The sequence below is a fragment of the Geobacillus sp. BK01 genome, assembly GCF_052220245.1.
GTDB lineage: Bacteria > Bacillota > Bacilli > Bacillales > Anoxybacillaceae > Geobacillus.
In genome coordinates this window covers 1-5433 of the sequence record NZ_JBQPTH010000039.1, presented here as the reverse complement: position 1 = coordinate 5433, position 5433 = coordinate 1, and the positions used below count along the sequence as shown (strand labels likewise).

Here is a 5433-nt window from a genome sequence, read left to right as displayed (position 1 = left end):
GGTCAACGTGTGCCGACAAACCGTTTCCCATTATGTGTCGCTGTTCAACGAAGGCGGTCTGGAGCTCTTGCTTCATCGGGATTTCGCCCCCGGGCGGGAGCCGTTTCTCACCGAAGAACAGCAGGAAAAGATCAAACAGCTTGTGTTGACCACTACTCCCGCGGAACTGGGCTGGGACGTTGCTTCGGCGTGGAACACCAAACTCCTGCAATCCTATGTCGCAAAGCAATTCGGTGTTTCCATTTCCCGCGAAGCGCTGCGAAAACTCCTGCACCGCAAAGGGCTGTCGTGGACACGACCGACGTACACACTGGCGAAAGGAAATCTGGATGAGCAAAAACAATTTGAAAAACAAATGGATCTGATAAAAAAAAACTTGATCACCAAGGAGACAGAAGATGCTGTTCTTCTGTACATCGATGAAACCCATATCCGCTCTTACCATGTCTTGCGGTCCACATGGTCGGAAGTCGGCCGCCAAAAACAAGTGCCGACGTTTGGCCATCATGCCCACGTATCGCTGTTTGGCGCGGTCAACGTCCATGATGGTGAAACGGTGCTTCATCAAACGACCGCTGCCAATGCCGCGACGTTCTTGGATTTCTTGAGAATGCTCAAAGAGCGCTATTTAGACCGTCTCATGGTTTTGGTGTTGGATAACGCCCGCATTCACCATGCCAAAATGGTCAAGGAGTTTTTGCGGGAAGAAGGGCAGTGTTTTCACTTTATTTACCTTCCTCCCTATTCGCCACAGCTGAACCCGATCGAACGCTTATGGAAATGGCTGAAAGATACGGTGATTGCCAATGTATTTCACAAGGATCGCAACGATATCATTCAAGCCATTACTCGGTTTGTCAACTACATCCACGAACGTCCGGAGGAAGTGCTGCAGCGTTTAGGGTGTGCAGGATGACTGAGAAGTTAACTCTTCATGTTGCATGTATATAGTTATTCCTCTACCATATATACCTATTAATCCCCCCGTAACAAATAAATTACCTAATTTTTTCCAATTAAATTTATTTATCCACGCACTCCGATTAAATTTATATTTTTTATAAAAGTCCCAAACCATTTGCCAAGTTGCATTTGCGCCCCCGCTTAGAAATGACAATACGATCCATGCATAGTTTCCATTTGGATCCACATACATTACCGGATTATTTTTCGTATACGCATACTGATTCAAACTTTGCGGCTCATTTTCAAACCCATGGAACGTATCTCTTGTCAAGAACCGTCCCACATTCGCCTCATAATACCGCGCCATTAGGTAGTATAGCCCGGTTTCCCCATCGTAATAATACCCGGCATAACGGTATGGGTTCGCTGTTGCCATCGCACCGGTTTTGGACAGAATGTTACCCCATGCGTCATACTCGTATTGGGCGACGACATTTCCGCTTGCGTCCGTCAATGCGACGACATCTCCATGACCGTTCACATGATAGTAGTAAGTGGCTCCGCCTTTTGTCATCGTAACCGGGCGGCCCAATGCGTCCCACGTATATTCCGCTGTGATGTTGTTGTTGGCGTCTGTTTCATCCGATAAACTAAGTAATACGTATCATTCCCTAAAAACAGATCCATGATGCCAATACTAGCATCATGGATACTCATTACTTAGAGAAATGGACGAGCCATTCCATATATTCCAACTACAACACATAATAATCCGCCAACAAAATACAAAATTTTAATAAGCCAAAAATTAAAAGATATAGGCAATGGGGTTATATATTTAAGACGACTAAAAGTTTTGCTATGAAAAAATCTTTGTCGTGTTGTGTAAAAAAACATCCAAATCCCAAAAATTCCAACTGAAAAATTAAATATAGACCAGTAAAAATCCTCCTCCATTAAATTCTACTCCTTTATTTCATTATATTTTATAACCATTTTTTATATTTTTCATATATTTTTTTTACATAAGGCTTAGCAGTTGCCCATAAAATTCCTACATTGTTATTAAACATTGATAAAATTTGATTCTCGGTGAAAGAGCCGGCACTAAAATCCCCAAAATTAGAGACCAAATAAGCAGCTGGTGCTAAATGTCCTGCTAGAAACTTCTCTGCAACTTTGCTGAGTTGTCCCGCTTTTGCGAGTTTTGAAACTATTCCTCCTCCTATAGCACCAGTAGCAGCACCTTTAAGAAGCTCTACTGCAAACTTTTTCCCACTAAAATGTTTAAAAGCATTTCTAGTTCCATATTTTGCAACAAGCTCTGCAACATAACCTACTGCATTAATAAAAGCACCGACCAATGCCTCTGCTACGATTATAGGAATGTGCCCACTCGGATCCACATACATTACTGGATTATTTTTCGTATACACATACTGATTCAAACTTTGCGGCTCGTTTTCAACCCCATGGAACGTATCTCTTGTCAAGAATCGCCCCATATTCGCCTCATAATACCGCGCCATTAGGTAGTATAGTCCGGTTTCCTCATCGTAATAATAGCCGGCATAACGGTATGGGTTCGCCGATGCCAGCGCACCGGTTTTAAACCGGTATCATCACAGACAGCTTATATTCGATTTTCAATACTAAGCGGCCTTTTTAGATTATTTTCTAATGCTCAATAAATTATTCCTTTCATTTTAAAACATACATTAAGAGGGGCATGGGACTGTTCACACCCCATGCCTAGTAAATAATGAGCTTTTAAACAGTCTGACGCCATTACGTCGTCTTTATAATTTCTTTTGTTTAATAGACATTAGAGGGTAGCTAGCAAATCGGTAACAAAAAAGTAAAGAAAACAGACACCCATTATTATAATAATAAAACCAAATACCATATAAAAAATTTTACCGAACCATACTGGCATAAACGGCATCACATACCTAATGAACTCATCCAACCACCCGTTCCCCGCTACTACATAGCCTCCCTTACGCTGGTCTAAATCCCGTTCTTTTGAAGAATATTTTATCCCTTTATAAACATAATAACTTCCCCCTAATATTAACAACAAAATAATAAAAGACATGCCTATATAATAGTCCATATAGTCCTCCTATAAGGATTATTTTGACTGCTTTGCAATTTCATATACATACTGTGTTATGACCCCGTTTACTTCCTTTTTTAAATCTTTAAAACTAAATTTTTCTCCATTGAGTAGCGCTGAAAGCACATAACTCTTAACTGCTTTCCCAAGATCATATGACAGTCTTACAAATAAGTTATATTGTGTTTTGCTAAAGTGATATGATGTTGGTAACTCATAAAGTGCTACAAGAGCCCCGGTCCTTCCTAACTTCACAAGGTAACTCCAATTGTTTTTAGCATACTTAAACGTTTTCTTAAAACTAAAATTGTAATCAATCAGTTTTTGAGCAAGATGTCCAGCAACAGCCGATAAAGCCCCTTTAGCCATTTCCCATGCAACATATCTAATAGCCGATACTAAAACTGCCTGTGCAACATACCCACTCGGATCCACATACATTACCGGGTTATTTTTCGTATACGCATACTGATTCAAACTTTGCGGCTCATTTTCAAACCCATGGAACGTATCTCTTGTAATAAACCGTCCCATATTCGCATCATAATACCGCGCCATTAGGTAGTATAGCCCGGTTTCCTCATCGTAATAATAGCCGGCATAACGGTATGGGTTCGCTGTTGCCAGCGCACCGGTTTTGGACAGAATGTTACCCCATGCGTCATACTCGTATTGCGCGACGACATTTCCGCTTGCGTCCGTCAATGCCACGACATCTCCATGGCCGTTCAAATGATAGTAGTAAGTGGCTCCGCCTTTCGTCATCGTGACCGGGCGGCCCAATGCGTCCCACGTATATTCCGCTGTGATGTTGTTGTTGGCGTCTGTTTCATACAACAGACGAATCGAGTCGCCATCGTAGTGATAGTAAGTCGTGCCGCTTGATGTTGTTTTGCTGATGCGTCTTCCTTGATGGTCATACGTATAGGTTGCGATCGTAGTGCCCGATGCGTTTTTTACTTGAATGAGACGGTTTTCGTCATCATACACAAACGTTTTGTTGCCGTTGTTCGTTAAATTCCCGTTCACATCATATGTGTATGCCTGTCCGTTAACGGCTGTTAGTTGGTCGGCGGCGTCATACGTGTATGTTGTGGTAATCGTCGTCGTTCCATTGTTTACGATTTTCTTCGTACGGTTCCCGACAGCATTGTATTCGTTCCATGGGAGAGGACATGTACAGATACCAATTCTAAAAATATTCTAGTAAGTTGTTCTCTAAAACGTACCCGTTCTCCCAAGTACCAACAAGTAAATATTGGTCATCGTTACTAAATTCAGCAAAACAAGCATATGGAATTTTTTCAATTAATATGGTTTTTAAATCCTCATATCTCAAGATAATTACACTTTCATTATAAGTCACTACAATAAACCTACCATCATTTGATTGATGAAGGTATTGGAAATATCCAATGTGTTCCATAGGAGAATCATTGTCAATGATGTGTCCTCTCTTCAAAATCTTTTTAAAGTCTGAGTCTACTAAGATTATTTCATAACCGTTTACCAAGATGTAGACGTCATGAATGGAGTCGAAAATGACAGAGTCCCAAATTAAAATTTCCGGGTGACTTTTTAACTCAATTGACTGCTTGTTAATTGGTTCCTTAACTTTAACAATTTTATTCTCTCTATAACCCGTTTCGTTATTTACATAACTTAATGTAAATAAATGATAATTTCTATTTTTGAGGAATTGATTATAGTAAATAAGTGTAATGGCGTTTTTAAATTCTGTGAGTATCGTGTATTCCCCTGAATGAATGTTAATAGTTCCAATTTGTTGCCCATCATTGGTTTCTAGAACAGAAAGAATCATTAAATTATCTTGGGTAAAATTAGTATCTCCTTCAACCAACTTAAAAGATTTTTTCGATTGGATCTTTTTTACCAACTGGAAGTTCGCAGTGTTATAAACATATATAGTACCTGTAGTGCTTTTAATTAATAAATATTTATTGTTTTCAGAGAACCTCATATCACTTGGATAATTAGGTTTGTTTAATTCAATAATTTTTTCCCAAGTCGTTAAATCATAAACAATCGTCTTACTATCCATATTATGACATAAAAATTTATTATCTCCTGACAGTCTTATACGGTAAGAAGTTTTTAGTTTTTTTATTAGATTCATTTGAAACATGTTTTGATCCCTCCTTAACCGAGGACACTAATAGTTTAAGTTTTGATTTAGGTATAATCTTTAACTTCTAAATGGTTAAGAATATAGAGATTAACATGGAGTAACGGGTATGATGGATTTTGTCTACTGACGTTTTTGTCAAGGCCGATTATTTTTTCCCCAAAATCGCCGGTTTAAAATTCCCCAGAAGGACCTTTCATTGATCCTTCTGTTTTTCTTCTTGGAGCCTCTTTTCCCGTAATCGATAGCTTTCCCCCTTTAG

General features: G+C 39.5%; 7 protein-coding genes. 1 reads left to right on the top strand and 6 read right to left on the bottom strand.

The features are described from left to right. Window positions 1–916: IS630 family transposase (locus ACTVDO_RS17090; protein ID WP_442901936.1), on the top strand; the 916-nt coding region annotated here is incomplete at its 5' end. Here ACTVDO_RS17090 and ACTVDO_RS17085 read toward each other — a convergent pair. The 6 genes from ACTVDO_RS17085 to ACTVDO_RS17060 form a co-directional block, all read right to left on the bottom strand. Continuing rightward, window positions 899–1480 carry an RHS repeat-associated core domain-containing protein gene (locus ACTVDO_RS17085; protein ID WP_442901935.1) on the bottom strand — a complete coding sequence of 194 codons (582 nt, stop codon included), beginning with the start codon at window positions 1478–1480 and terminating at the stop codon, window positions 899–901. The two genes, ACTVDO_RS17090 and ACTVDO_RS17085, sit on opposite strands and share 18 nt — an antisense overlap. A 146-nt stretch (window positions 1481–1626) precedes the next feature. Continuing rightward, window positions 1627–1863 (bottom strand): hypothetical protein, encoded by a 237-nt coding sequence (locus ACTVDO_RS17080; protein WP_021321627.1) that lies wholly within the window; start codon window positions 1861–1863, stop codon window positions 1627–1629. A gap of 29 nt (window positions 1864–1892) precedes the next feature. Continuing rightward, complete coding sequence (locus ACTVDO_RS17075; protein ID WP_367163529.1) at window positions 1893–2504, bottom strand: RHS repeat-associated core domain-containing protein; 612 nt, start codon at window positions 2502–2504, stop codon at window positions 1893–1895. Between the two features lie 227 nt (window positions 2505–2731). Beyond that, window positions 2732–3022 carry a hypothetical protein gene (locus ACTVDO_RS17070; RefSeq protein WP_003397521.1) on the bottom strand — a complete coding sequence of 97 codons (291 nt, stop codon included), beginning with the start codon at window positions 3020–3022 and terminating at the stop codon, window positions 2732–2734. Window positions 3023–3040: 18 nt separating this feature from the next. After that, window positions 3041–4210 (bottom strand): RHS repeat domain-containing protein, encoded by a 1170-nt coding sequence (locus tag ACTVDO_RS17065; protein ID WP_442901937.1) that lies wholly within the window; start codon window positions 4208–4210, stop codon window positions 3041–3043. Between the two features lie 7 nt (window positions 4211–4217). Continuing rightward, entirely contained in the window at window positions 4218–5171 is a 954-nt protein-coding gene (locus ACTVDO_RS17060; protein ID WP_006324175.1) for a hypothetical protein, read from the bottom strand. Between the last annotated feature and the right edge of the window lie 262 nt (window positions 5172–5433).